The organism is Candidatus Thiodiazotropha endoloripes (genome assembly GCF_001708965.1).
Lineage (GTDB): Bacteria > Pseudomonadota > Gammaproteobacteria > Chromatiales > Chromatiaceae > Thiodiazotropha > Thiodiazotropha endoloripes.
This window is the reverse complement of sequence record NZ_LVJW01000003.1, coordinates 626577-649869: the sequence shown is the minus strand read 5'-3', so window position 1 is coordinate 649869 and position 23293 is coordinate 626577. Positions and strand designations below refer to the sequence as shown.

Genomic DNA, 23293 nt, shown 5'->3' with positions numbered 1-23293 from the left:
GCAAAACAACGCTTTTAATCCTGAAGCTTTTTTACTCCTTGATACCTACGCCTCTGGATAATAGCCTCAAGCTGTACCATGTCAGCACGGCTATGAAGGCTATGATAATGACCAGCGCGATCCGTACATCGATATCCGATACCCCCAGCAGTCCGTAGCGGAAGGTATTGATCATGTAGAGGACCGGATTGGCCAGGGAGACCTTCTGCCAGAACTCCGGCAGAAGCTGTATCGAATAGAACACGCCCCCAAGATAGGTCAGCGGTATCAATACAAAGGTGGGGACGATGGCGATATCATCAAAACTCTTGGCGTAGACGGCATTGATGAATCCGGCCAGGGAGAACAGGATTGAAGTCAGTACAAATACCAGTAGGGTCAGGCTGTAACTGTTGATCGTCAAGTCGGTGAAAAACAGTGAAATCCCGGTTACCACCGTGCCCACGATCAAGCCCCTGGCCATGCCTCCGGTCACATAGCCGGCCAACACAACCCAATTCGGCACCGGTGCGATCAACAGCTCTTCAATGTAGTGCTGTAGCTTGGTACTGAAAAACGAGGAGACCACATTGGCATAGGAGTTCTGTATGACCGACATCAGGATCAACCCGGGAACGATGAACTCGATATAGCTGTAGCCTTCCATCATTCCGATACGCTCGCCGATCAGTTTACCGAAAATAATAAAATAGAGGGTGGTGGTAATGGCCGGCGGCAGGATGGTCTGCACCCAGATCCGGGCAAACCTCAACACCTCTTTGGTGACAATGGTCTGATACGCGATACGCTTTACATGGCCTGAGCTCATGAGCTCTGCTCCTCGCTTTTCGACTGAGCCACCAGATCGATAAACAACTGCTCAAGTCGATTCTGTTTATTGCGCATACTCATGACTGCTATGTCTTGCTGAGTCAGGGATTCGAACAGGCTGTTCATACTCTGTTCGCGCTGTACCGTGACTTCAACGGTTTTATCACCGACCAGCTGCAGATTATAACCCGGCAACTCTGGTGCCGTAGTCAGCGGCTTACTGATATCGAGCACGAAATGTTCGGTATTCAGCTGACTCAGCAGATGGGACATACTGGTCTGCTCGACAATCCTGCCATGATCGATAATGGCAATATTGCGACACAGACTTTCCGCCTCTTCCAGGTAGTGGGTGGTGAGGATGATGGTTGTACCCTGGCTGTTGATCTGTTTCATGAATTGCCACATGGCACGGCGGATTTCGATATCGACACCGGCCGTAGGTTCATCCAGAATCAGCAGTTTGGGTCGATGTACCAGCGCCCTGGCAATCATCAGACGACGTTTCATCCCGCCAGACAACCAACGTGCCTGGGTATGCCGTTTATCCCACAGATCGAGTTGACGTAAACTCTCTTCAGCCCGCTGAAAGGCGGCTTTTCTGGGAATACCATAGTAGCCGGCCTGATTCACCAGGATCTCAACCACCGGCTCCCACATATTGAAGTTGAACTCCTGGGGAACCAGCCCAATCATCGATTTGGCTTCGTTCTTCTGCCGATCCAGATCCTTGCCATAGATGCTCACCTGTCCGGCTGTTTTGTTGGTCAGTGAAGCGATAATGCTGATCGCCGTGGACTTACCAGCACCGTTGGGGCCCAGCAGGGCGAAAAAATCCCCTTCAGCCACATTCAGGCTGATACCTTTCAACGCCTCAAAACCGTTACGGTAGGTCTTGTGAAGATTATCGATTACCAGTGCAGACAATGTTTTCGGTCCTACAGACTCATAGCGCCAAGCGGAGGAGTATCATACTCCTTTTCGTCCAGCTGTAATGGGGGCAGTTACAGCAAATTGCAACCTTACGAGGCTTACTGACCCGGCCATAAGCCTTAATTCTTATGTCCTGGTTGGCAGATACCAAGTAATCTGTAGCGGGGATTGATTTGTGAGTTATCGGACCTGTTAGCAAATATCCAATCAGCCCTAGCTGTGATCAGCGTCCATTTGCGGCTGTGAAGGTCACAACACAGCCACACTGGACCTAGCCCAATCGGCGCTGCATCTCAAGCCATAGCGCCTGGTAGCAGCTGGCGGCAACACTTTTCGGCGCAAATGCCTGCACCGGCATGCGGTGGATACCCATTTTTTCCACATCACTGGCATAGGGAATCTGTGCTTTCAACAGCTCTCCATGCTCGTCAGGCAGGCTTTTCATCACATCCAGATGCATTCGTTTGCGTCTGTCGACCATGGAGAAAAAAGGCATCAGTTCCAATCCGGTGATCCGATGACCTTCCAGAAAATCGAGCAGTTGCCGGTAGGTGCGCAGCGACAGGGTTGTCGGGATCAAAGGCAACAGCAATCCCTCTGCCGCTCGAAAGATATTCTCTGATACCAGAGAGATACTGGGCGGGCAGTCGAGGAAAACGTAGTCGTAGGCTTGCGACAGTGGTCGCAACAGTTTCAGCAACTGCTTGGTCGGATTCTTCGCCTCTTCCAGCCGCAGATCCATATTCCGATAGGAGAAGTCTGCCGGTAGCATATCCAGATTTTCGAAGTCGGTCGCTTTGACCACTTCATCGAGATCAAGCTTGCCTTTGATCAGACGTTTATTACTGCCTTTGACTTTGGGTTTGATGCGAAAATAGTAGGTGGCGGCGGCCTGGGGATCCAGGTCCCAGATCAAAGTGCGATAGCCCTCCGTGGCCGCCAGATGGGCCAGATTGACTGCGGTGGCCGTCTTGCCCACACCACCTTTGATATTGTAAACACCGAGAATATGCATCAAGCCCCTCCAAACAGTTTTCGAAAGGCCTTTTGATTCCCTTCGCTGCTGAAGGCAGCAAACAGATTGGCAAACTCCTCTCGAGCGTTTGCCTGCCGTTCGAACAGGCGTCCCACCAGTACCCCCATCGCCATCAACGCACTGGCCGGCGCCCCCTCTTTGAGCATTTCGCTACCAAAATCCTCAAGTGAGTGTGCCTGGACTTCCAGGTCCTGAAATTCCCCCAGATTATCGAGGATCACCTTCACTGCTTTGATCAACTCACGGATTGCCGGCTTGGGGTAGAGACTCTGAAAAAACTCCATCATATAGCGCAGCTTCTTACAATCCTTGCGCAGCTCATGCAACATTTCGGCTGGCGAGTCCGGGCCGATCGCCAAGCCATCTTTCAAGACCCGGGCGTAGAGCTTACTGATCCGCTTGTCAGCCAATTTGGCGGTCGCCTTGGACGCATTGGGGGCATTCTCCTGATCGGCTCTACTCTCTTCGAGCCACTCACGCCAGGTTTTGACCAGTTTGCGGAAATGGGGAGAGTTGAGCTTCTTGACCAGTTTTGCCTGTTCCGTTTTATGGTGATTCAACAGATAGCTGTAGAAAGGATCGAGATCCCCCTGCAGCGCTTCAGGCAGGCTGGCCCGATACTGATCATACTTCAACAGATAGACATCCAGATCGCGGGTCGGCCCGGTCACCTGGCCGATCCAGCCGAATCCCCGCTTGAACGGCTCAAGCTGCTGGGGATCAAAAACCCCTTTGATCTGGCTCATCGCAGAGCGGGTACGCCGGGTCGCAACCCGAAGGTCGTGCAGAAACTCACTGTCGAGATCCGCTTTGGTCCCGGCAACGTTGGCCTCCAGGGTATTCAGCAGATCCAACATGATCTGCCTGGCCGTAACGTCTGCACTGGCATAGGGATCCAGACGATAGTTCAACTTGGAACTGTAGTCGCCCGGCTTGATACCGGCACCCTGCAGTGCATCCTGGTAGAGGCTCTGCCCGCAGTTGCGCAGCTTCATCGTCTTCAGGTATTCGACGATCTTCTCGAAATAGCTGAGATAGCCCTTCAGCGGCTTCAACACAATGCGGCCTTCCAACCGACCCGACTGCTTGCCGTCAATGGAGGCATAGCTGTTCTGTTCCAGCACCACTCTCACCACGGTCTTCTCTTCAGAATCGAGCAGCGCCAGTGTCTGCTGCTGCTGTATCACATGGACCTTGGGTTGCAAGACACGCATTTCAAGTACGGATGCCAGCTGATCGGCCAGAGCACCGGCAGGCAGATCTTTGACAAACCCGGGAGATTGATCGATGACCTGGACGAGCGGTTCCTTACGGCCTTTTATAGAGTGCCAGCAGAGCCGGTTGAGGCTGCCCTGCTCCTCGTGTAGTTCACCACCCGCATTCCAGACTCTCCAGTCAAAACTGTCGTAGTAAGTCAGTTTTAGTTTGGAGGGCACCTCTTCCCGTAAACCATGGGATTCCTTGAAACTACTCTTCAACTGCTGCAGATCGAAATCGTCCGGTAACAGGTAGGATATCGGGTGTAAGGGCATATTGTCGTCTCTATTACCAAACCATGAAGATTAACTGACCTGACCTTGTGAAACAAATGCCAAATCAGCTATAGGGTTGATCATAGACGAGAAATTCCAGCTTGGTATTGATATTGAGCAATCAAACCGGCTGCTGGAACCCGACTCAACCCGGTTCTATCCGGTCAACAAAACGGGAAACCTGCGGCAATACCGACAGAAGCCCACCGGGTCGATAGCGTCGTAAAGATTGCCTGGAACCAAATGGCTCATAACCGGCTAAGGGGGGCTGAGCCCTGCGCCTGCCGGAGCGGTTGAGACTACTCCTCAGCAACACTTTTACTGGCGATCTCAAACACATCCTTAGAGATATCCGTTTGCGCCAATACCCGCTCAAACGCTTTTCGCATCAATTGCTGGCGCGATTCATCATAACGCCGCCAGCGACTCATGATACGCAGCAGGCGGGCAGCGATCTGTGGATTCAGGGTGTCCAAAGTGATCACCTGATCGGTGAGAAACTCATAACCCGAACCATCGGACGCATGAAAGGCAAAAAGATTGGTCGAGCAGAAAGCACCGATCAGACTGCGTACCTTATTGGGATTGCGGATTGAAAAGGCCGGATGTTCCATCAACGCCTTCACTCCGGAGAGGGTTCCGGGCAGATTGGAGCCGGCCTGAACCGCAAACCACTTATCCATGACCAGGGGATCCTTCCGCCACTTGGCTTCAAAATCGCTCAACGCTCGATCCCGCTCCGGGATATCGCGATTGACCAACCCATGCAGAGCCGCCATCACATCGGTCATGTTATCGGCTGTTTCAAACTGAGCCATGCAGAGTCGGTCGATCTGTGGCGCTTCGAGACTCATCAGATAGTTCAGGGCGAGGTTTTTGAGTCGTCTTTGCCCGATCGACGCGGAGGTAATCTCATAAGCATCTGACTGATTCTGTTCATAGACAGCTGCAAAATCATCCCGCAACGCTTCTGCCAGGGCCCGCTTCAGCCATTGGCGGGCCTGATGTACCGCCTCCACATCCACCTGCGTCATCTGATCACCGATGTTCGATTCCGAAGGCAGACTCAGCAATTCACTCAACAGCGCCTTGTCGGCCTGCTGATCGGTCAGCGCCAGACGATACGCCTCAACGAATCCCCCCGGCAATGCCAGCGGCAAACCCTGTTGACAGGCTGCAACCAGTTTCAACAAGGTACGTCTGGCCAGCGTCTGCGCGGCATCCCAACGGTTAAAGTCATCCGACTCCCTTGCCATGAGGAACATCAGCTGATCGTCGCTGTAGTCATACTCCAGCTTAACCGGGGCAGAGAAACCCCGTAGGATCGAAGGCACCGGCTGTTGCACAAGATCATGGAAGGCAAAAGTCTGCGTCGCTTCGGTCAGCTCCAACACCTGCTCCCTGGACGCGCCAGCTGCAGCCGCACTGGTCTTTAGCGGCAGCGACTCTCCCTGACTGTCCAAAAGCGCCAGTGCGATGGGTATATGGAAGGGTTGTTTCTGTTTCTGTCCCGGGGTTTCCGGTGTCGTTTGGCTGAATGTGATTTCCAGTATCCCCTGCTGCTCGTCGTAGCTTGTCGACACCCTAACCTGAGGTGTACCGGACTGGCTGTACCAGAGACGAAACTGGCTCAGATCCCGCTCGCTCGCATCCTCCATGCATCTGACGAAATCATCGGTTGTCACCGCCTCACCGTCGTGTCTCTCAAAATAGAGATCAGTTGCCTTGCGATAGGTTTCGGCACCCAATAGATTGGCCTGCATCCTGACCACTTCCGCACCTTTTTCATAGACCGTGACGGTATAGAAGTTGTTGATCTCGATGTAACTCTCCGGGCGCACCGGATGGGCCATCGGCCCTGCATCCTCGGCAAACTGATGACTGCGCAGCAGCCGCACATCCTCAATCCGTTTTACCCCACGGGAGCCCATGTCGGCGGAAAACTCCTGATCCCGGAAGACGGTCAATCCCTCTTTCAAACTGAGTTGAAACCAATCCCGACAGGTGATGCGGTTTCCGGTCCAGTTATGAAAATACTCATGGGCGATCACCCCCTCGATATGTTGAAAATCACTGTCTGTGGCCGTATCGGGACGGGCAAGCACGTATTTCGAATTAAAGATGTTCAGCCCCTTGTTCTCCATCGCCCCCATGTTGAAATCGTTGACAGCAACGATCATGAAGATATCGAGATCGTACTCCCGGCCATAGTGCTCCTCATCCCAGGCCATGGCGTGTTTTAACGAAACCATTGCATGGTCGCACTTATCGATGTTTTCCGGTTCCACATAGATACGCAGATCGACCTGGCGGCCGGAACCGGTGGTGTAGCTGTCCTGCTGAAACCTCAGATCGCCGGCAACCAAGGCAAACAGATAACAGGGTTTTGGAAAAGGATCCTCCCAACGAACCAGATGGCGCCCCTCCGGCAGATCCTGCTGATAGACACAGTTACCGTTGGAGAGGAGTACCGGATAGGCCGCTTTATCGGCAATGATGGTTGTTTCGAAGCTGGCCATCACATCGGGTCGGTCGGGAAAATAGGTGATCCGCCTGAATCCTTCCGCCTCACACTGGGTACAGTACATCTTTCCCGACTGATAGAGCCCTTCCAGTGCGGTATTCTCTTGTGGCCTGATCTCTACCTGGGTCGACAGGGTGAATCGCTCTTTAACCTCAGCAATGGTCAGCGTGTGATCATCAAGTTGATAGGCCGCCTCATGCAACTCTTGGTCATCAATGGCGAGCCGCAGGAGTTTCAACTTCTCACCATCCAGCACCAGTTCCGGACTCTGCTCAGTCGAGGCAGGATTGCGACGCATCTTCAGGTGACTGGTAACCAGCGTCCTCTGCGGCTGCAGATCGAACGCCAGGGAGACCTGATCGACCAGAAAGTGTGGCGGCTGATAGTCTTTGAGATAGATGGACTTGGCGTTATCTGTTCGCATCGAAATTCCTGTCTGTTGTTAAACAGCCCCGGTGTTGGCTATTGATCGTTTATCTTGAGCAGTCTAAAGCCGCCAGTTGCATCCAACAATGATGTTCCACAATTGTCTCATGCCATTCACCAGGTGACTGAGCAAATCCTGCTCAGGGCTTCAAATCAGCCCTTGCTAGAGAGACGGCTGAGCGGATCAAATATCTCCAATTAGATCAAATAGCTTGTTGTGACGAACTCAGCAACCCAGTAGATTTCATGGCATATCAACCGATACAGGCTATCCTCCGGTAGAAGTGTGATCGGCCTGCTGTTAGGATACTACTCCATTATAAAAAACTATTTTTATCGTTATTACAATCAGTTAGCATTAGGAGCCTGTTAATGCCACAAGTCGTCATGTATTCCACTGCGATCTGTCCATACTGTGTTCGCGCCAAACATCTGTTGGAGAACAAAGGCGTCACCTATGAGGAGATCCGGATCGATCATGATCAGGAAATCATGCAGGAAATGATGCGCCGCAGCAATCGACATACCGTACCGCAGATCTTCATCGATGACTTTCATGTGGGTGGGTATGACGATCTGGCATCGATGGAGATCTCTGGGCAGCTCAACCAGCTGCTGGGAATTGCGGATGACGAACTTTGATCTGACAGCAACCGTGCGGCTCGACAAGTGGCTCTGGGCAGCACGCTTTTTCAAGACCCGTCAGATCGCTGCCGAAGCGATCAACGGTGGCAAGGTACACCTCAATGGACAGCGAACCAAGCCCGGTAAAGAGGTAAAGGCTGGAAGCCACTTGAGAATTCATAAAGGCTCCCTGGAGTGGGATATCCAGGTGAGTGTACCTGCAGACCGAAGGCGACCTGCAACCGAGGCCCGACTATTCTATGAAGAGACCCCGGAGAGCGTCGCCAGGCGGGAGAAGGTGATTGAAGCTCAGCGCTTGGAACGCGCCAGCATGCCGCAGCCAACCCATGGCAAACCCTCCAAACGGGACCGGCGTATGATTCACCGTTTCACCAATAAATCGGGATAATCATGGACCAGGACGCTTTCCGTCGTACATATCGGGAGATGAACGAGCGTTTCTGTGCCTATGAGAAAAGCCTGCTCTCCCGCCACTGCAACTGCAGCCAGGCAAAAAAGATCTGTATTGCTGAGAGAGAGGGTGTTCACTGTATCTCTGATGAAGCCAACGCCCAATGTCTCGAATTGCTGAAGAATCTGCGCCACCAGGCCCGCTTTGCGCTGAAATCAAACAATGACAATGAGGTGCTGCCCCACGGCAAGGCGATGCGGCTCCAGGTGGGTGGCCTGCGTGGGCTCTTCTCTGTACTCTATCCGGATCAGACAACCCCGGAAGTCATCGAGGATGTGTTTCAGTTGATCAGCCGTGCCAAGGCTGAATTCAACAGCCTGGATAATCTGCCTTTCCAGACACTGATCCAACATGTCTCCGCCTATCAGGGTCGTCGCCGGCTCAGATGATCCATACCATTGGCTCATGCAGACTCTGTATGAATGGCATGTGATGTGAGTGGCCTCATATGACTGCCATGCCATTGGAACCCATTTTTTAAACGGCTGCTCTGTTCACAGGAATAGTTGCAATTGCAGCTTTAACGGGTCGAATACCGGTGCGAGTTTTTTTCGCATCAGACTACCGATTGCGTCCGTTTTGCAAAACACCGGACGTACCACACCGTACCCCATGCCGGATAGAAGATAGAGCGTGCGAAGCTCCTGCTCCCGGCCTTCTGTTTCAGTAACACAGGCATCCAGTTGCTGATCAACCAGAGTGTCGGCCTGTTGCTGTAACTGTTGCAGGGTCAGATCCGGATCCCCATCCGGACGTAGTGCTGAAAAATAGTCCTGCAGAACATCCAGCAGCAGGGTCACCACATCCTGATTGGCCGGCTTCTCCATCACCTTCAGGACAGTTCCTATAAAACCCTGACCCTGAGGGCTGTTGATGCGTAACATCAGGTGTGCGTAGGTATTGCCACGATCAGCCAGATTCTGCCAGGCTGACCTCTCATCCTCAGCGAGTTCCCTGGGTGCTGGCAGCTGGGGCAGATCATCCGGAATGCTGGCAAGGAATCCCAGATAGTAGGTGGGCTTTCGACCGCAGCGCCGCCACAGATCCTGTCGCTCATCCTCACTGATCAATCCGGGCTGCAGCACCAGTCGAAGACTCTCGACGATACTCAGAGGCTCTGTCTCGAAAGGCAGGTATTCAATCAGAAAATGGGCCAGTTCGGGTCCCATCTCCCCGGCAGTAACCTGAGGATTCTGCAACATCCTTCTGGCATTATCCGGCTCCTGAGAGGTCCACCAGGCACGTCTGGCGACCTCGTTGGTCAGGCCTTTGGCGGAGGTGATGGCGACCACCGCTTCCGGCTCCCCGAGCAACAGCAACTGTTCCAGGTTGTCGTCCCGGGTCTGCCCCATGCGGCTCCAACGTTTGAGATAGATCGGATAGCCCCCGGGTGAACCCAGAACATGGCCCGACAGGGTTTCCCTCACCTTGCGAATATAGAGATCTTCCCGGCAGTTGGGATTCAGTGAGAGGGAGCTTTCACCTTTTTCCGTCAAGGCATGCAGGATCATGGATGATTCATCAATGCGGATTGCCTGTGGCTTATTCGCCAACAAAACATTCAGACGTAGCGCATCTTCACTTGAAAGATCCATATCAGCAGATGACAGCGGGGTATGACCTACTGTACAGGCTCTTTAGGTGGTGAGTAGTTGCTGTCCTTGGGGTTGATAAAGATAAACTGGCTCTCACCATCATCCAGCTCGGTATAATCCATCGTGGTCTCATCCAGCAATGAATAGTACTCAGGCGTCATAATGATACTGATCCCTTCCGAGTCGAACTGAATATCCTCTTCGCTGGCGTCATCGAACCCCATCAGATAATCAAAGCTGCCGTCGTCCTTCTGCTGAGCAGCGAAACGTAACGCCATACCTTCCGTACCGCCCATTTTCGCGGCCTGTACAATCTGCTCAGCTGCTCGAGGTGTAATTTTAAACATCGCTCACCCGTTTTTTGCTCTCAAACGTTTTTCACTGACGCCACCAGCGCCAGAAAACGCGCCACCCAGTTGTTACCGCCTACGCTGCGTCTGTGGGTATAACTTGCCAGCAGATTTTTATAGACGTAACCATCATTTTTACCATCGATACCAAAGCCCCGCTCCACCCGGTAGGCGTAGTCATCCTGTTGCGCCTTCAATCCAATCAGAGATGAGTAGTGAAACTCATGGGCATAGATCTCCTGTAGCCCCACTCCGAGGTTAGGCCATGGGCTCCTGCCGGTTTCACTCAGTCGCACATAGCCTCTTCCCTGGGGCTTATCATGCATCACCGTATCGGCCGGTATCACCCCTGCCATTCTACATTTTTTCCCTTGCCAGGACAGACTCCGGGTCAAATAGATTAAGCCGCCACATTCAGCATATACCGGCCCACCCCGCTCGATGAAACCGACAATGGCCTGTTGCATACCCGGATTGCTCTCGATCTGTTCCATGGTCGTTTCCGGAAAGCCACCACCAAGAAAAATACCATCCACATCAGGTAGTTCCCTGTCTTTCAGGGTGTTGAATTCAATCAGCTCCGCACCCAGTTCCCGGAATCTGTCCAGGTCATCCGGGTAGTAGAAGCCAAATGCCTCATCCCTGGCCAGACCGATTTTAAGCCCCTGATATGGCCGATCTGAATTCAATGAAGTTTTTGTGGATGCGTGGCCAATCGGCTCAGCACCATCGGCGATTTCGAGAAAACGATCAAGATCCACATTGGTTTTGGCCGTTTCCGCCAGCTTGTTGATGAGCTTGTCCGAGCTCAGTTCCTCATTGCTCGGAATCAGGCCCAGGTGGCGTTCGACGATCTGCAATTCCGGATCCGCCTGGACTGCACCCAATACCGGAATATCCGTGTAGTGCTCCACCACCTGAATCAGTTTTGACTGGTGGCGACTGCCGCCCACCTGATTGAGAATCACCCCGGCGATCCGTATATCCCGATCGAATGCCTGATAGCCAAGCAACAGCGGGGCAATCCCCCGGGTCATCCCCCGGCAGTTGATGACCAATACAACCGGAGTCCCGAGATGAACAGCCATCGCTGCGTTACTGTTGGAACCAGCCACATCAACACCGTCATATAATCCCTTGTTTCCCTCAATCAGCCCCAGATCGCAATCCTGCTGCTGATTGATATAGCGCTCGGTAATCTCCTCCCGACTCTGAGTGTAGAAATCCAGGTTATAGCACGCTCTGCCTGCCGCCGCGCTCAGCCACAGGGGATCGATATAGTCCGGCCCCTTTTTGAAGGGTTGGACCCGCACCCCTCTGTCCACCAGTGCACGCACAAGTCCAATCGAGAGTGTGGTCTTACCGGACGATTTATGGGCGGCTGATATGTAGATTGAAGGCACGGCTGATGGGGGTGTTTCTCAAATAAGCTGACTACATCCTACGCTGTAAACAAAAAATCCACCACCGCAAAGCGGTGATGGATCTTAGTGCCTGCTCGATTGTCGAGGACGAAAGATCGATTAATCTTCCAGAGTCTCCGGAAAGACCTTGAATACCCTGGCGCCAACCGCAACCATGGTCAGTGCAACAGCAATACCTGCAACACCGAGTGCTGCTTCAGGCAGGGTAGGCACATAACTCATCACCTGTCCATCGTAGAAACCGCTCTCCACAACCTCTTTACCCGGGAACAGATTCATCGGATAGGCCTGTCCACCGATCACAATCACATAGATCTGGAAGAAACCACCGATCAGCACGGCAACAGATGCCGCAGCAATCGCCCAGCGGGACTTTTCGAATGCCGGGGAGTAGATCAGAAACAGCGGAATGATACTGCCGATGAAGATCTGACCGATCCAGAACATCTGGGTATAGACACCACCATCGAGCAGAATGAAACGCTCGATACCATGATGCTGGGTAATGTAGAGATTGGTCAGATTGTACGCCAGGGTGAAGTAGAACACCGCACCAACGAAAACCCCCAACAGGTTTTTCAATTTGGTCAGACGGAAGTCACCCAGTTCACGGTCACCCCAGATATAGGCGGCGATCAGGGTAATGATAAAGAATGCCAAACCATAGCTGAACGACATGATAACGAACATCGGAGCCATGATCGCTGCATCGTAGGCTTCCCGGGCGACCAGAAAACCGAAGATGGAACCGGTACCGGTGGTCAGGGCAATACGCCAGAAGAAGGCGGCAAAACCGACGGTGCGATTGTATTTATTTACGCTACGATCGATCATGGTCCACAGATAGATACCGACAATCGCAAAGAAACCGGTATAGAGAATGACGTTCCAGGCGAATATCGATTTGAAGTTATACTCGGTCATGGCAACGATCAGTCGGTCGGGACGTCCCAGATCGAGTACCAGTACCATCAGGCCGCCAGCCAACAGACCGATAGCCAGCAAGCCGGAGTAACGACCCAGTGGTTTATACAGCGGTCCACCGAAGACTGAGCCGATGGAAGCCACATTCAGTGCCCCGGAAGCGGCGACAATCAGAAATATGGCGAATACATGAGGCAGTCCCCAGACAATCTGGTTCGACATGCCGGTAACCCAGTGGCCATTGTGCTCCATGTAGTAGGCGGCACCCAGGCCAATCGCGATGATCACGCCCAACAGGGCCAGCCCGGACCAGTATCTTGCCGGCGTGCCACAATAGAGTTCGCGGTAATACATCTTACTCATTTTGAATCCTAGCTCCCCTCAGATTACAGGTTGAGATAACGCACGCCGGTATTCAACTCGAGGTCGGCCCGGATCTGTACTGAGTTGGTGGATTTAAGTGTCTTGCTGATCTCGCTGTTCGGATCATTCAAGTCACCGAATAGAATGGCGGCATGGCCCTCTTCGGCACAGGCTTCCTGGCAGGCCGTCTGCATGACCCCATCATCGACACGATGCACACAGAGCGTGCAGGACTCAACGCAACCTTTACCACGTGGCGCATTGACCGACTGTTCAGTCAGAGCTTCATGGATGAATGACCGGGCTTTATACGGACAGGCCATCATGCAGTAACGGCAACCGATGCAGCGGTGGCGATCCACCAGCACTATGCCGTCGACACGTTTGAATGAGGCGTTGGTCGGACAGACATCGACACAGGGTGGATGTTCACAATGCTGACACATCATGACCAGGCGGTTTTCACGGCCGGTCTGCTTGTCTTTCAGTTTTACCGGACGAATCCAGACAGCGTCGGTTGCCGGTCTGCCATGGCCTTTCAGGCCATGCTCTGTATTACAGGCGTCGACGCAGGCACTACAGCCGTCAGCACATTTGTTACTGTCGATCAGCATGCCCCAACGATGCTTAGCATCAGCTCCGGAAGAAGCCTCATCACTGACAGAAGCAGCATGCAGAATAACGCCGGGTGCGATGGTCATGGCACCGGTTGCAGCAATGGCACCGCCAATCATCTTGCGGCGATCCATATTCGGCTGGTCACACTTATTACTCATCTTCAGTCTCTCTGAATCCCGGCTGGCAGTTGAATATCAAGGCCTTCATGCGGATCGGAGTCACCACTATGATGTCCTAATTTGGCAGCTCCGGCCTGTGTGTCGGGCGTTGTTCTGTGGCACTGAAAACAGGCAGGACTCACCGCAACATACTCGTGACAAGCCTGACAAAATTGACCCTCATCGGTTACAGATACCGCTTGACCTTGTGGGTTCTTTGAAGCATGACAGTCGATGCATTCCGACAGACTGTAATCGATGCCACGGATACCATCTAGTACGGTGTCATCTCTGCCATGCTGCAGGTAGTCCATATGATTCCTGCGCATCTGATCCGTTGGTGCCACGCAACTCTTGAGCGAAGCGGCTTTCGAATTTTCGGTCACAAAGCGACTCTCAGCGAACACCTGCATGGCAGGCGCCAACAGCGCCGCCAGCAGGATCAAGAGAGACCTGTTGCTGATGAGAGAACTACGCATCTCAGCTCCTATTCACCTAACCCCATTTGGATATAACCAGTTGGGCAGACATCGGTACAAACATGACAACCGATACACTTGTTGTAGTCTGTGTCCACATAACGTCCTGTGGTGGTCTCATTGCGCTTGACACGGAATACCGCATCCTGAGGACAGAAAACCACGCAGTTGTCACACTCGAAACACATGCCGCAGCTCATGCATCGTTTGGCCTCTTCCTGCACCTGTTCCTGGTTAAGACCATTCATACGCTCTTTGAAGTGGTGTAATACTTCATCCGCAGTAGGAACATCTTCTGAACGCAGCAGACGCGGTGTGAATTCGAAGTGGCCGAGGAACAGATCGTTGGCAGGAATAACCTCCTGACGGGAACGATCTTCATAGTTGTGGACAGCAAATTTCGCAGAGTTGGTACCACGCAGATCACCTTCATTCTTATCGAAGGCTTCGGGCGCCATATCGGCCTCTTTCAGCTTCTCCAGCAGGTCGAAGTGGTGTACATCTACCTTGGGACGCTTGGCCATCGCTTTCTTAGTCATATAGGCATCGATGCTTTCACAGGCAATGGATGCCTGACCAATCGCGGTGGTCAGCAGATGAGGACGAACGATATCACCAGCGACGAAGTGACCCTCTTTACCGGGTACCTGATAGAACTTGTCCGCATCGATCAGGTTGCGGTCATTGGCCATATCCTCCAGACCATCCATATCGGCACTCTGACCAATCGCGGAGACGATCAGATCAGCTTCCAGTACACGTTCGGTACCTTCAGTTGGAACCGGGGTCATACCGTCCATTGTACAATCACAAACCTTCAGTCCGGTTGCACGACCATCAGCACCGAGAATCACTTCCAAAGGCATCACACCATCCAGAATCTCACAGCCTTCATGCAGTGCATCGTGAATTTCGTGCTGTGCAGCAAACATCTTGTCCTTGGTGAACAGAGAGGTCAGGGTTGCAGCTGCAGGCTCAGCACCTTCAGCAAGTGCATCATCCTGATTCATTGCGATATCGAGAACCACATCTTCAGGATTACCAGCCGCGGCATTGGTACCAAGACGGCGGGCGACAGAAATCACGTCGATCGAGGTATCACCACCACCGATACAGACCACGTTCTTCGCAGTGACCTTCATGCGACCCTCGTTGAAGGCCTTGAGGAAAGCGACACCGGAGACACAGTTTGGTGTACCGACCCAGCCGTCAACCGGCAGATCGCGACCATTCTGGCAACCCAGAGCCCAAAGAATGGCATCGTACTCTTTTTCGAGTTCGGCAACCGGAACATCGGAACCGACTTTGACGCCTGCGCGGGTTTCAACGCCCATATCCAGAATACGCTGAATCTCAGCCTGCAGCTTATCGCGTGGAATACGATAGTTGGGGATGCCGTAACGCATCATACCGCCAAGCTCCGGATCCTTTTCAAATACGGTAACCCCGTGACCCATTTTACGCAGCTGGAAGGCAGCAGCCATACCAGCCGGACCACCACCGATTACCGCGACTTTTTTACCGGTATCGGCGCCAGGGGTGAATTTGAAACCTTTCTCGATGGCGGTATCACCGATGTACTGCTCAACCGAGTTGATGCCGACAAAGTCTTCAACCTCGTTACGGTTACAGCCATCCTGACAGGGTGCCGGGCAGACACGGCCCATCATAGAGGGAAAAGGGTTGGCCTCGACAGCACGCTCAAACGCATACTGTTCCCACTCCATACCTTCGGAAGGTTTTTCCTGCTCACGTACGATTGCCAGCCAGCCACGGATGTCGTGACCAGACGGACAGCCACCCTGACAGGGAGGTGTACGGTTGATATAGGTAGGGCACTTGTAGGATGTATCTTCCTGGAAGATCTTATCACCCCAATCATCCCACTCATTGTCGCCGTCTTCAAAACGACGCCAAGTAACGTCTTTTTTCATCTCTTCGCTAGGAGTTGCCATATTCAGTCTCCTTATAGAACTTATCTTGGTCGTGCCCTACACAGGGTAGGAATCATGTTGCGCTAGTTAGTCGTATCTCTATTCATCATCATCTTCGCCATATCCCGGGGCTTCCTCGGGCGGCGTTTTTCTGTTCAACACAATGGCATTGCTGACCAATTGGTGAACACTGACGATCTGGAACATATCCATACCGTAGTAAGGTAATACCTTGGTGAACTGACTCTTGCAGATGGCGCAGATCGCAGCCAAATGGGTAACACCTTTCTCTTCCATGACATTCTTGAAGGCGCTCATCCGAGGCTTCGCCCCTTTGACGCGCACTTCCATCAAATCATCGGTCAGCAGACCACCACCACCGCCGCAGCAGAAGGTGCGCTCATGGATGGTGTCCCACTCCATGTCGTGGTAGTTGTTGACGACTGCCTTGATGACTTTACGTGGAATCTCAAACTGGCCGCCCGGTGTGTCACCCATACGGGAGGCACGGGCCACGTTGCATGAATCATGGAAGGTGATCGACATGTCATCATTTTCCGACTTGTCGAACTCCAGGGTACCCTTTTCGATCTCATTCAGCGTGAACTCACAGATATGCTGTGGTACCGGATAGTCCGGATCGAGGAAATCGAAGGGACCCGCCAGGGTGTTGAGGAAACTGTAGGCGATACGCCAGGCGTGACCACACTCACCAAAGACGATGCGTTTAACACCAAGCTCCAAAGCCGCTTCACGGATTCTCAGCGATACCCGGCGCATATTTTCATAGCTGCCGATGAACATGCCGAAGTTACCGGCTTCCGAGGCTTTGGTACTCAATGTCCAGCTGACACCGGCTTCATGGAAGACCTTTCCATAACCGATCAAGCCATCCACATGGGGCTCGGCAAAGAAGTCAGCTGAAGGGGTAACAAGAAGAATGTCGGCGCCTTTCACATCAAGCGGATATTTAACGGCAACTTCATCCTCTTCGTAAACATCTTCCTCCAGACCTTCAAGGGTGTCGAGGATAGCAGGCCCTGGCAGACCCAGGTTGTTACCGATCTTGTGTACCTTACCGATGATCTCGTTACAGTACTTCTGACCGACACCGATGGAATCGAGAATCTCTCTGGCAGCCATGGAGATCTCTGCGGTATCGATGCCATAAGGGCAGAACACAGAGCAGCGTCGGCATTGTGAACACTGGTGAAAATAGCTGTACCAATCGTCAATGATCTCTTCGCTCAAATCGACAGCGCCGACCAGTTTCGGAAAGTACTTTCCAGCGAAGGTGAAGTAGCGACGATAGACTTTACGCAACAGGTCCTGACGACCCACAGGCATATTCTTTGGATCCTGGGTACCGAGAAAATAGTGGCATTTATCCGTGCAGGAACCACATTTCACACAGGCATCCATGAAAACCTGGAATGAGCGATAGCGGCTCAGCAGATCGCCCATCTTGTCGATAGCGACCTCTTTCCAGTTCTCTACTTTCTCACCGGGAAATCCCAAATCTGTCTGATGTTCAGGTTTAGCCACAAAGCAAGTGATATGCTCCATGGTACCTTCGACCAATTCAGGAACTTCGATGTGTTCACTCAGTTCCGGTGTTTCGAATTCAGCTCCAGCCATTAGTAATCCTCATCGGCCAAGCGTGGACTTAAGACTCTTCAAACTTTCTGGCCCACTCGACCAAGTGACGACGCTCGCGCGGATTGTCCACTTGATTACGGGTTGGGCTGAAGAAGACCCCGGGGATATGCAGCAGCTTGCTGAATGGCAGCAAGATCATCAGCACAGCAACCAGAGTCAAATGTATCAACAGGATCGGATCCATCGGCAGCTCACCACCGCTTAAGGTCCAGAATCCGGTAAAAAATTGCTTCACTGCCACCACATCGGTGTGGATGACAAAGGTCATCATGGCGCCGCTCATACCGATCGTCAGCAGAATCAGCAGCCAAAGGTAGTCGGATGGCGCAGAGATATAGCGAACACGGTCAACGAAAATGCGTCGAACCAGCAGACCGGCCAGACCTGCGACCATGGCAAAGGCAGCATACTTACCGAAGGGCTGTATCAACTGGATAGGCAGCCATACAGGATCGATGAAGTAGCGCACATGTCTCAGTAGGACCAGGAAAAGCCCCATGTGGAACAACCAGGAAAAGATCCAGGTCCACTTGGTGCTCTTGAACAGACTCTCAAACAGCACAACTTCGCGAAACAGTCTGAAAACAACCCCGGTCTGTGTCACAGGCGCCGGAGTCGTGGGAATCTTTAGTGGTGCAGGTGTCTTGGCATACTGGACGATTTTTCTCGTCAAGCCAATTACCAGAACGATGGTCGCTACGATAAACAGCAACGCGTAGACAGATGACATGTTCCTGCGTTCCTCAAGTGTTGGTCTGATTCACCGGCGGGTGAATGTCAGCATTCACCCGCCAAGTGTATGGGTCTCTTAGATACAGCCAGTAGGCTTAGGCAGACCGGCGAAACGGCAAGCCTGCTTACCAGGACCATATGGGAAAAGGGCATACAGATACTTAGAGTTGCCTTTCTCCTTACCCAGTTTCTTACCAACAGCCTTGGTCAGAACGCGCACGGCTGGAGCAATCTGGTACTCTTCATAGTACTCACGCAGGAAGTTGATGATCTCCCAATGCTCACTGGTCAGTTCGAGGTCATCCTCTTTCGCCATAACTTCAGCAACAGCAGGCTCCCATTCGCCCAGGTTGGTCAGGTAACCCTCTTCATCAGTTTCGAAGGTCTTACCATTTGCTTCGATAGCCATATTTTCTCTCCAAATTACGTTACAGAGTTGTTCAGTAAACTAATCAGACCCAAGCCTGTACTTTGTCGTTCTCACTAGCGAGGGCGACAAACTTGGGATAGTCCACGATTTCGATACCATCAACGACCTTATCTTCAGCGACACCGCGCGCTTTCAGGTCGGGGCCCAGTACATAGAAGCTGACACCGCTTGCCGCAGCAATCTTGTCAGCAATCGCTGTGCCCTTGATCGCACCATAGATACCATCTTCATACATCAGCACAGCACTGCCCTGTTTGGCATAGGCCAGGCAGCTATCCATAGAAGACTTCTCGAAAGGTGATTTATTGACTGTGTGTAGCGTGCTCATATTCAATACTCCGGATTAGAAGCTAAACATGACATCTTGTTCTTCCATGATGTCAGCCAGTTCAGCACGACTCACAACTTTGATTGAATCCTTCTCAGCCCAATCATCGTCTTCGTCTTCATAGGTGAGCGGCATCAGATCATCAAGTGTCAGACCACGCTCTTCCAGCGACTCTTTCTCGACGAAAAGCTTGGTCACATCGTAGTCACCCAGTGCCTGGTATGTGGGGGAGAAATTCTTCATATCCACCTCGGCGGTGTCCTGCCCCTTAACCAACTGAAACACACCGTCATCCAGGAAAGCCAAACTTACATCCTGGTCAAACGCTGCACCAATCAACACAACTTCCAGCGACTCCCAGGCATAGATGGTGCCATAGGGTGCACGGCGGTTGATGTACATGAATTTTTTTATCTGCTCAGACATGATCAACCTCTATGCTTTAATCACCGAAAACCATCAGTCGCTCAGACTGGATGCCCGCTTCGACCAGTTGACCGAGACCGGAGATGCGAAAGTTGTCAGCGATGTTTTCAGCGTCCTTTCCGTTACGCTGCATCTCACCTTCGTCAACGATGCCACGACGCTGGGCTGCTGCCACGCAGACAACCATGTCGAGGTCGTATTTTTTCGCCAGCTCAGTCCACCGGTTGACGATATTTCGATCGTCCTGTGGTGGGGTTGTGAGTTTGGTACCGTTGTTCACACCGTCGTGATAGAAGAAGACACGCATCACTTCGTGACCGGCTTCCAGAGCAGCCTTGGTGAACTGGTATGCTGAGTCCGTTGCCTGATGTTGGTACGGACCTTCATTTACCTGAATCGCAAATTTCATCAGTATGACCTTCCTGTTATTCGCCTATATAACTGCAGCCGCTGTTAGAAACGGATGTGAGCAGAGGCATTCAGGTTGCTACGACCACCGCGCCAGTTATCGATGTGATACTTGGTGAAAGGCAGACCGGTCTTTTCGAAGAATTTTGGCCAACCGATACGATCAGCCCACTCACCGATGCGCTCCCAATCCTTGGCGTCTTCTTTATAAGCGCTGAGGATCTGCTTGACGACGGTGGAAACTTCAGGCCAACGCGGAGGGTTGTTCGGTACGCCGGCAGCTACCAGTTTATGGAAGGTCGGCTTGGAACGGGCATTGGAGTTCTTACCACCCACCCAGATCGCGAACTTGGAGTGCTCCGGATCGTTGATCTGCATCGGCGGACATGGCGGAAAGCAGGCACCGCAGCAGATACATTTCTTTTCGTCGACTTCCAGAGAAGGCTTACCGTTAACCATCGCAGGACGGATAGCAGCAACCGGACAACGGGCAACAACCGAAGGACGCTCACAAACATTGGCCACCTGGCTGTGGTCAATCTTAGGCGGCTTGGTGTGCTGGATGTTGATCGCGATATCGCCCTGGCCACCACAGTTGATCTGGCAGCAAGAGGTGGTGATACGTACACGGTTGGGCATCTCTTCCTTTACGAACTCGTCGTAGAGGTCATCCATCAGCGCTTTTACAGCACCGGATGCGTCGGTACCCGGGATGTCGCAGTGCAACCAACCCTGGGTGTGAGAGATCATGGAGACCGAAGGACCGGTACCACCGATCGGGAAACCTTCCTCGTTCAACTTGTCGATCAGTGGCTGAACCTTGGATTCATCACCGACCATGTACTCGATGTTGGAGCGGATGGTGAAGCGGACGTAGCCTTCAGCAAATTCATCAGCTATATCCATCAACTTGCGAATTGTGTAGACGTCCATCTGACGCTGAGTACCGGCACGCACTGTCCAGATGCTGTCACCACTTTTGGCAACGTGACGCAGGACACCAGGACGCAGGCGCTCATGCCAGGCCCATTCGCCATAGTTTTTCTTCAGGACGGGGTGCAAGTAGGGCTCCATCTCTGGGACGCCACTCTCGATCGGCATACGAGGTTCCGACATACCTACCTCCAAAAAAATAGGGTAATTGATTCGTTTTAAGGGGCATTCGGGCGAACCCGATGCCCCCCTTTCAACCTGCTGTCAATCAGCAGAAAACTGAATTATTGCGCTTTGCGTTCAGCCCACTTGCTCGCTTCTTCATCCCAACCATCCATGCGGACATAAGGATTCATACGCGGACGCTCGATCATGTTTGGATCGATCTCCAGGCCGACGCCTTCGAGGAAGTTGACCAGGCCGATACGCTCGATCATCTCACCGGTACGCTCGTGCTCCAGCGCATTCTCCGCGAAGAAGTCGAGGATCTCGGTAGCCAGCTCCTCCAGGGTTTCAAAGTCTTCATCAGACTCAAGCTTCATGAAAGGCACGATAACAGTACCCATCAGGTCGCCGATCTTCAGAGTACGCTTACCGCCACACAGCAGGGTAACGCCTTTGTCGTCGCCGGGAGAGAGCGCTTTGTTCATCACGTTGATGCAGTGCATGCAACGGACACAGGAGGGATTGTCCACCGCCAGGGTGTCGTCATCATTCAATGACAGTGCCTGGGTTGGGCAACGGGTGATCACATTGTCGATGACATATTTGCGACCTTTCTCAGCGACGAAGCTTTTCACTTCGTCCTGATCGACTTTCATGTCATCGCGCCAGGTACCGATGGTAGCCAGATCAGCGCGCTGTACTGAGTTCATGCAGTCATTCGGGCAACCGGAGACTTTGTATTTGAACTTGTAGGGCAGCGCCGGACGGTGCATATCGTCAAGGGCGTTGTTGACCAGCATGCGCATGGTACGACCCTCGTCGAAGCAGGAGTTTTCGCAACGTGCCGCACCAACGCAGGACATACCGGTACGTACCGCAGGACCGGCACCACCGAGATCAAAACCCATTTCGTTGATCTCATCGAATGCAGGCTGAACGTTGTCAGTGGTACAACCCTGGAACATGATGTCGCCAGACTGACCATGGAAAGCAATCAAGCCGGAACCGTACTTTTCCCAGATATCGCAGAACTTGCGAATGGTGTCGGTGTCATAGTGCATGCCTGGAGGTGGCATGACACGCAGGGTGTGGAATTCTGCAGCGGCAGGGAACAGAGCCACGCCGTCATCACCTTTCAATTCGGTAAAACGGGGAATGATACCACCGCCGTAGCCGATAACGCCCACAGTACCACCTTTCCAGTAGCCTTTGCGGGTTTCGTAAGAAGTCTCCAGCTGACCTAGCAGGTCAACCATCATATCGTTGTCTTTGGCGAGGCGCTTGAGGCCGGTAACGAATGAGGGCCATGGGCCACTCTCCAGCTGATCAAGCATGGGGGTATCATGCATCTGTTTTGCCATCACTGTTTCTCCCAATGGTCGTTTATCGAGGTCGTCAGCATTTTACACATTCTATTTTTCTTGGCTGAAAACCAAGTTGTAGAATCCGGCCACCGACCCGCAATCTTAACCTCACAGGCTGGGCCTGCTTCTACTCGGCAGCAAGTTTAGAGTTTCCTAATGCAGACCTATATCCTTCTGATGGGAGAGACAGGGATAGAAACATCTATCCCAAATGGGATAGATAATCACTGTTCAACAGCCATTTTTTAAACACCATTAGCAGTATAACTACTGCAATCACAGCGAGTTATAAACTATTCCCAAATAACTCAATTAAGTGAATATCCCATTTTTTCTTTAGGGGTGAGATTTACACGCAATAACTGCAGATAGGACTTGAACCCAACTTAAGCATATTGTTCAATAGTAATATCCGAGCATTTTACTAAGTATTTAAATGAGTAAAAAAACATGCTGTACCTGAGCGAGATCATGATGCAACATCCAGAGGTTGAGAATTTTGAGCAACTGTTGAGTGTTGTCAAAGAGCGTTCGAAAACGGAGGTATTCTTCCGTATCGACGTCAAACCACCCTTTGCGGATACCCCGGAGAATTGGGAAGACCGTCTTGAAGCGGCATTTACCTAGTATCGGGTAAGCATAGGCA

General features: G+C 52.3%; 24 protein-coding genes. 4 read left to right on the top strand and 20 right to left on the bottom strand.

What is annotated here, in order from left to right; translation table 11 throughout:
• Positions 1–31: 31 nt before the first annotated feature.
• From A3193_RS03015 to pepN, 5 genes are all read right to left on the bottom strand, one after another.
• Positions 32–808: an ABC transporter permease gene (locus A3193_RS03015; RefSeq protein WP_069014050.1), complete on the bottom strand. Its 777-nt coding sequence runs from the start codon at positions 806–808 to the stop codon at positions 32–34.
• Positions 805–1737 (bottom strand): ABC transporter ATP-binding protein, encoded by a 933-nt coding sequence (locus A3193_RS03010; protein ID WP_069014046.1) that lies wholly within the window; start codon positions 1735–1737, stop codon positions 805–807. Before A3193_RS03010 ends, A3193_RS03015 begins: the two co-directional genes overlap by 4 nt.
• A 277-nt stretch (positions 1738–2014) precedes the next feature.
• Positions 2015–2758 carry a ParA family protein gene (locus A3193_RS03005; RefSeq protein ID WP_069014044.1) on the bottom strand — a complete coding sequence of 248 codons (744 nt, stop codon included), beginning with the start codon at positions 2756–2758 and terminating at the stop codon, positions 2015–2017.
• Positions 2758–4311, bottom strand: coding sequence for a CHAD domain-containing protein (locus A3193_RS03000; RefSeq protein WP_069004688.1), 1554 nt, complete (start codon positions 4309–4311; stop codon positions 2758–2760). Before A3193_RS03000 ends, A3193_RS03005 begins: the two co-directional genes overlap by 1 nt.
• 299 nt (positions 4312–4610) lie before the next feature.
• Complete coding sequence (gene pepN / locus A3193_RS02995; protein ID WP_069014043.1) at positions 4611–7259, bottom strand: aminopeptidase N; 2649 nt, start codon at positions 7257–7259, stop codon at positions 4611–4613.
• A 374-nt stretch (positions 7260–7633) separates the two neighbouring features.
• On the opposite strand from pepN, the gene grxC reads away from it, so the two are divergent.
• Genes grxC through A3193_RS02980 form a run of 3 tightly spaced genes read left to right on the top strand, consistent with a single transcriptional unit; the run spans position 7634 to position 8746 of the window.
• Complete coding sequence (gene grxC / locus A3193_RS02990) at positions 7634–7903, top strand: glutaredoxin 3 (protein WP_069004686.1); 270 nt, start codon at positions 7634–7636, stop codon at positions 7901–7903.
• A complete protein-coding gene (locus A3193_RS02985) occupies positions 7890–8294 on the top strand; it encodes an RNA-binding S4 domain-containing protein (RefSeq protein WP_069004685.1) in 405 nt (134 codons plus the stop codon). Before grxC ends, A3193_RS02985 begins: the two co-directional genes overlap by 14 nt.
• Before the next feature lie 2 nt (positions 8295–8296).
• On the top strand, positions 8297–8746 hold the full coding sequence (locus A3193_RS02980; protein WP_069004684.1) for a hypothetical protein: 450 nt from the start codon (positions 8297–8299) through the stop codon (positions 8744–8746).
• 105 nt (positions 8747–8851) lie between these two features.
• On the opposite strand, the gene A3193_RS02975 is transcribed toward A3193_RS02980, so the two are convergent.
• The 15 genes from A3193_RS02975 to dsrA all read right to left on the bottom strand — a co-directional run bounded on the left by A3193_RS02975 (position 8852) and on the right by dsrA (position 22644).
• Positions 8852–9952 (bottom strand): sulfur reduction protein DsrS, encoded by a 1101-nt coding sequence (locus A3193_RS02975; protein ID WP_069014042.1) that lies wholly within the window; start codon positions 9950–9952, stop codon positions 8852–8854.
• Positions 9953–9978: 26 nt separating this feature from the next.
• Positions 9979–10299 (bottom strand): HesB/IscA family protein, encoded by a 321-nt coding sequence (locus A3193_RS02970; protein WP_069004682.1) that lies wholly within the window; start codon positions 10297–10299, stop codon positions 9979–9981.
• Positions 10300–10319: 20 nt separating this feature from the next.
• The gene (locus tag A3193_RS02965) at positions 10320–11705 is read right to left on the bottom strand and encodes a cobyrinic acid a,c-diamide synthase CobB (protein WP_069014041.1); all 1386 of its coding nucleotides are present in this window, start codon (positions 11703–11705) and stop codon (positions 10320–10322) included.
• 120 nt (positions 11706–11825) lie between these two features.
• Entirely contained in the window at positions 11826–13013 is a 1188-nt protein-coding gene (gene nrfD / locus A3193_RS02960; protein WP_069004680.1) for an NrfD/PsrC family molybdoenzyme membrane anchor subunit, read from the bottom strand.
• Between the two features lie 23 nt (positions 13014–13036).
• Complete coding sequence (dsrO, locus tag A3193_RS02955; protein WP_068988097.1) at positions 13037–13789, bottom strand: sulfate reduction electron transfer complex DsrMKJOP subunit DsrO; 753 nt, start codon at positions 13787–13789, stop codon at positions 13037–13039.
• A 2-nt stretch (positions 13790–13791) separates the two neighbouring features.
• The gene (locus A3193_RS20680; RefSeq protein ID WP_201258745.1) at positions 13792–14268 is read right to left on the bottom strand and encodes a sulfur reduction protein DsrJ; all 477 of its coding nucleotides are present in this window, start codon (positions 14266–14268) and stop codon (positions 13792–13794) included.
• An 8-nt stretch (positions 14269–14276) separates the two neighbouring features.
• The gene (locus A3193_RS02945; protein WP_069014039.1) at positions 14277–16223 is read right to left on the bottom strand and encodes an NAD(P)-binding protein; all 1947 of its coding nucleotides are present in this window, start codon (positions 16221–16223) and stop codon (positions 14277–14279) included.
• A 78-nt stretch (positions 16224–16301) separates the two neighbouring features.
• On the bottom strand, positions 16302–17840 hold the full coding sequence (gene dsrK / locus A3193_RS02940) for a sulfate reduction electron transfer complex DsrMKJOP subunit DsrK (protein ID WP_069004678.1): 1539 nt from the start codon (positions 17838–17840) through the stop codon (positions 16302–16304).
• Between the two features lie 28 nt (positions 17841–17868).
• Positions 17869–18591, bottom strand: coding sequence for a respiratory nitrate reductase subunit gamma (locus A3193_RS02935; RefSeq protein WP_069014036.1), 723 nt, complete (start codon positions 18589–18591; stop codon positions 17869–17871).
• A 78-nt stretch (positions 18592–18669) separates the two neighbouring features.
• The gene (locus A3193_RS02930; protein ID WP_069004676.1) at positions 18670–19002 is read right to left on the bottom strand and encodes a TusE/DsrC/DsvC family sulfur relay protein; all 333 of its coding nucleotides are present in this window, start codon (positions 19000–19002) and stop codon (positions 18670–18672) included.
• A 43-nt stretch (positions 19003–19045) separates the two neighbouring features.
• Positions 19046–19351, bottom strand: coding sequence for a sulfurtransferase complex subunit TusB (gene tusB / locus A3193_RS02925; RefSeq protein ID WP_069004675.1), 306 nt, complete (start codon positions 19349–19351; stop codon positions 19046–19048).
• Between the two features lie 15 nt (positions 19352–19366).
• Complete coding sequence (gene tusC / locus A3193_RS02920; RefSeq protein ID WP_069004674.1) at positions 19367–19777, bottom strand: sulfurtransferase complex subunit TusC; 411 nt, start codon at positions 19775–19777, stop codon at positions 19367–19369.
• Between the two features lie 16 nt (positions 19778–19793).
• Positions 19794–20186 carry a sulfurtransferase complex subunit TusD gene (tusD, locus tag A3193_RS02915; protein WP_069004673.1) on the bottom strand — a complete coding sequence of 131 codons (393 nt, stop codon included), beginning with the start codon at positions 20184–20186 and terminating at the stop codon, positions 19794–19796.
• Between the two features lie 44 nt (positions 20187–20230).
• Positions 20231–21301 carry a dissimilatory-type sulfite reductase subunit beta gene (gene dsrB / locus A3193_RS02910; RefSeq protein WP_069004672.1) on the bottom strand — a complete coding sequence of 357 codons (1071 nt, stop codon included), beginning with the start codon at positions 21299–21301 and terminating at the stop codon, positions 20231–20233.
• Between the two features lie 101 nt (positions 21302–21402).
• The gene (dsrA, locus tag A3193_RS02905; protein WP_069004671.1) at positions 21403–22644 is read right to left on the bottom strand and encodes a dissimilatory-type sulfite reductase subunit alpha; all 1242 of its coding nucleotides are present in this window, start codon (positions 22642–22644) and stop codon (positions 21403–21405) included.
• Positions 22645–23097: 453 nt separating this feature from the next.
• On the opposite strand from dsrA, the gene A3193_RS02900 reads away from it, so the two are divergent.
• Positions 23098–23274, top strand: coding sequence for a sulfur relay protein DsrC (locus tag A3193_RS02900; RefSeq protein ID WP_069004670.1), 177 nt, complete (start codon positions 23098–23100; stop codon positions 23272–23274).
• The last annotated feature ends 19 nt before the right edge of the window (positions 23275–23293 follow it).

Bases quoted from the DNA above. Each gene is read 5' to 3' on its own strand.
- A3193_RS03000 (WP_069004688.1), bottom strand. From the start codon at position 4,311: ATGCCCTTACACCCGATATCCTACCTGTTACCGGACGATTTCGATCTG.
- A3193_RS03015 (WP_069014050.1), bottom strand. From the start codon at position 808: ATGAGCTCAGGCCATGTAAAGCGTATCGCGTATCAGACCATTGTCACC.
- A3193_RS20680 (WP_201258745.1), bottom strand. From the start codon at position 14,268: ATGCGTAGTTCTCTCATCAGCAACAGGTCTCTCTTGATCCTGCTGGCG.
- A3193_RS02970 (WP_069004682.1), bottom strand. From the start codon at position 10,299: ATGTTTAAAATTACACCTCGAGCAGCTGAGCAGATTGTACAGGCCGCG.
- tusD (WP_069004673.1), bottom strand. From the start codon at position 20,186: ATGAAATTTGCGATTCAGGTAAATGAAGGTCCGTACCAACATCAGGCA.
- A3193_RS02945 (WP_069014039.1), bottom strand. From the start codon at position 16,223: ATGGCAACTCCTAGCGAAGAGATGAAAAAAGACGTTACTTGGCGTCGT.
- tusC (WP_069004674.1), bottom strand. From the start codon at position 19,777: ATGTCTGAGCAGATAAAAAAATTCATGTACATCAACCGCCGTGCACCC.
- A3193_RS02935 (WP_069014036.1), bottom strand. From the start codon at position 18,591: ATGTCATCTGTCTACGCGTTGCTGTTTATCGTAGCGACCATCGTTCTG.
- grxC (WP_069004686.1), top strand. From the start codon at position 7,634: ATGCCACAAGTCGTCATGTATTCCACTGCGATCTGTCCATACTGTGTT.
- A3193_RS03005 (WP_069014044.1), bottom strand. From the start codon at position 2,758: ATGCATATTCTCGGTGTTTACAATATCAAAGGTGGTGTGGGCAAGACG.
- pepN (WP_069014043.1), bottom strand. From the start codon at position 7,259: ATGCGAACAGATAACGCCAAGTCCATCTATCTCAAAGACTATCAGCCG.
- A3193_RS02980 (WP_069004684.1), top strand. From the start codon at position 8,297: ATGGACCAGGACGCTTTCCGTCGTACATATCGGGAGATGAACGAGCGT.
- dsrB (WP_069004672.1), bottom strand. From the start codon at position 21,301: ATGTCGGAACCTCGTATGCCGATCGAGAGTGGCGTCCCAGAGATGGAG.
- dsrA (WP_069004671.1), bottom strand. From the start codon at position 22,644: ATGGCAAAACAGATGCATGATACCCCCATGCTTGATCAGCTGGAGAGT.
- A3193_RS02930 (WP_069004676.1), bottom strand. From the start codon at position 19,002: ATGGCTATCGAAGCAAATGGTAAGACCTTCGAAACTGATGAAGAGGGT.
- tusB (WP_069004675.1), bottom strand. From the start codon at position 19,351: ATGAGCACGCTACACACAGTCAATAAATCACCTTTCGAGAAGTCTTCT.
- A3193_RS02985 (WP_069004685.1), top strand. From the start codon at position 7,890: ATGACGAACTTTGATCTGACAGCAACCGTGCGGCTCGACAAGTGGCTC.
- nrfD (WP_069004680.1), bottom strand. From the start codon at position 13,013: ATGAGTAAGATGTATTACCGCGAACTCTATTGTGGCACGCCGGCAAGA.
- A3193_RS02975 (WP_069014042.1), bottom strand. From the start codon at position 9,952: ATGGATCTTTCAAGTGAAGATGCGCTACGTCTGAATGTTTTGTTGGCG.
- dsrO (WP_068988097.1), bottom strand. From the start codon at position 13,789: ATGAGTAATAAGTGTGACCAGCCGAATATGGATCGCCGCAAGATGATT.
- dsrK (WP_069004678.1), bottom strand. From the start codon at position 17,840: ATGGCTGGAGCTGAATTCGAAACACCGGAACTGAGTGAACACATCGAA.
- A3193_RS02900 (WP_069004670.1), top strand. From the start codon at position 23,098: ATGCTGTACCTGAGCGAGATCATGATGCAACATCCAGAGGTTGAGAAT.